Origin of the sequence: Mesorhizobium sp. M7A.T.Ca.US.000.02.2.1 (genome assembly GCF_003996995.1) — a bacterium.
GTDB lineage: Bacteria > Pseudomonadota > Alphaproteobacteria > Rhizobiales > Rhizobiaceae > Mesorhizobium.
This window is the reverse complement of sequence record NZ_RZTT01000658.1, coordinates 1-2156: the sequence shown is the minus strand read 5'-3', so window position 1 is coordinate 2156 and position 2156 is coordinate 1. Positions and strand designations below refer to the sequence as shown.

Here is a 2156-nt window from a genome sequence, read left to right as displayed (position 1 = left end):
TTTCCAGCCTTGTGAGCATCGGCAACACGAAGGAGGCCGTCTTGCCGGTGCCGGTCTGGGCAATGCCCAGCACGTCCTTGCCCAGCAGGGCATGCGGAATGGCGCCCGCCTGGATCGGCGTCGGCTCGGTGTAGCCGGCGTCGGTGACTGCGGAAAGGACCTTCGGCGACAGGCCGAGGTCTGAAAAGGTCAACGCTTCTGGAGCGGTCGTGGTGTCTGAGGACAAGTGTTGTTGTCTTTGGCTGGTTCGGGGAAGCGCAACGGCGTCTAATGGCGTCTGTCGCGGCAAGCGCCACGCGCCTGCAAGATTGGTATTGCAATTAGGAGCAAGCCCTCGATTTGTCAACAGAAACGGGCAGCAATGGCACGATTGTGAAGTTGTAACCTTAATCGGGATGCTTAATCGACCTGTCGGTCGCAGCGCCGGCTCAATAGCGGAACTGTTCGGCGAGAATACGCTCGTTCCAGGAATGATTGGGATCGAACAGCAACGTTGCTGTCGCCGTTGGTGATTCTCGCACCGTCACCGAGGTCACGGCCTTGACCTCGGTATGGTCGGCGGCGGCGTTTACCGGCCGCTTTTCCGGCTCGCGGATGTCGAAGCGGACGGTCGCCTTGTTGGAGAGCAGTGCGCCGCGCCAGCGGCGCGGGCGAAATGGGCTGACCGGGGTCAGCGCCAGCAGCGGCGCGTCGAGCGGCAGGATCGGTCCATGCGCCGAAAGATTGTAGGCGGTGGACCCGGCCGGGGTTGCGATCATGACGCCGTCGCAGTTCAGTTCCTCAAGCCGGACCTGTTCGTCGACGGTGATGCGGATCTTGGCCGTCTGGTACGACTGGCGCCACAGCGCCACCTCGTTGATCGCCAGTGCTGAAATCGTTTCGCCTTCCGAGGTCACGGCCAGCATCTCCAGCGGGCGGATCGTTTCGGCGACGGCGGCCTCGAGACGCTCGGTGAGGCCGCCGGAACGATATTCGTTCATTAGGAATCCGATGGTGCCACGGTTCATGCCGTAGACCTTCTTGCCGGTCCCCATCGTGTCGCGCAGGGTCTGCAGCAGGAAACCGTCACCCCCAAGCGCAACGACGATCCCGGCCTCCTCGACGGAAGACTGGCCATAGCGCGCCGACAGGCTTTCCAGCGCCGTCTTGGCGTCAGCGGTGTCGGACGAGACGAAGGCGATGCGGCTGGCGGCTTTGCTCATGGCTCCCCGATGACGACCGATTGGCAGCGGCCGGTTGCTGGGCCGCGCCAGCGCCGGGGTAGCATGGGCGGGGTACGTCTGCAAAGGGAGGTGCCATCCCGGATGGCAACGCCATCCGGATGGTACGGCCATGCCGATCGGCGGATGCGGGCATGCCGTTCGCGTATCATGTCAAAGGCTACGCGAATGTGATGGTTAAGACGGGCCTTAAAGTCTCGTAAAGCCGGATCGGTCATGTTAGCCGGCAGTGGATGGGTGGCGTGGGGGCTAGCCAGTCGAGGCCGACATATTGCCGGTAACACGCCTGATCATCGTCTTCCTGATGCTGGGAAGCTTCGCGCTGCTCTTTGCCGAACTGGTGCGCCAGTCCGAAGAGACGAGCTTCCGGCCGCAGCCCACGGCGTCGCGCTGTGGTGATGCAGCCGGGGCGCCATGCCCGCAAAGGGCGCTGTAGCCCTGAAATGTCCTGATCATCCTCGCGATGACGGGCAGCATCGGCGGTCGCTTCGATGCGCGACATCGCGCGGCAGTTTCTCTGCTTAAAAGCAGAGGCCGGTCGGCCGCCGCACGTTCCACTCGTGAAGGCTTGCTGTTTGCACTCGCGGCGCTTGGCGGTGTAGATGGGTGCATCGATTGGCGGAAAGGCTTTTGGGTAGCTCGCATCCGCTGTTGTTGGGAAACAAGCCCTGGGCTCGTTGACTGGCCGGTGTCTGGAGCGGGGGTTTTCCATGTCACGCAGCGTGTTGATCTCTGGCGGCTGCGGTTTCCTGGGCTCGCATCTGGTCGACCGTCTGTTGCGGCGAAGCGATCTGGAAAAGCTGGTCGTCGTCGACAATCTTCGGACCGGGACGCGAGACAACATCGCGCATGTCGCCGATCCGCGTTTCGATCTGCAGATTGCCGACGCCGAAAGCTTTTCATCCCTTCAGCGCTTCGATGAGATCATCCATCTCG

At 62.6% G+C, this 2156-nt stretch carries 4 protein-coding genes; 2 read left to right on the top strand and 2 right to left on the bottom strand.

The genetic code is table 11. From position 1 onward, the window contains the following. Window positions 1-226, bottom strand: a 226-nt coding sequence (locus EOD15_RS33170; RefSeq protein ID WP_127409236.1) for a DEAD/DEAH box helicase, incomplete at its 3' end; no start/stop codon positions are given. A gap of 202 nt (window positions 227-428) precedes the next feature. After that, entirely contained in the window at window positions 429-1202 is a 774-nt protein-coding gene (locus tag EOD15_RS33165) for an NAD kinase (RefSeq protein ID WP_023812117.1), read from the bottom strand. Window positions 1203-1491: 289 nt separating this feature from the next. On the opposite strand from EOD15_RS33165, the gene EOD15_RS36070 reads away from it, so the two are divergent. Together EOD15_RS36070 and EOD15_RS33160 are read left to right on the top strand one after the other, a co-directional pair. Further along, entirely contained in the window at window positions 1492-1656 is a 165-nt protein-coding gene (locus tag EOD15_RS36070; protein ID WP_164748845.1) for a hypothetical protein, read from the top strand. Window positions 1657-1930: 274 nt separating this feature from the next. Continuing rightward, window positions 1931-2156: NAD-dependent epimerase/dehydratase family protein (locus EOD15_RS33160; RefSeq protein WP_127409235.1), on the top strand; the 226-nt coding region annotated here is incomplete at its 3' end.

What these genes read in the sequence shown, in the direction of transcription:
- EOD15_RS33165 (WP_023812117.1), bottom strand. Translation starts at nt 1,202, where the DNA reads ATGAGCAAAGCCGCCAGCCGCATCGCCTTCGTCTCGTCCGACACCGCT.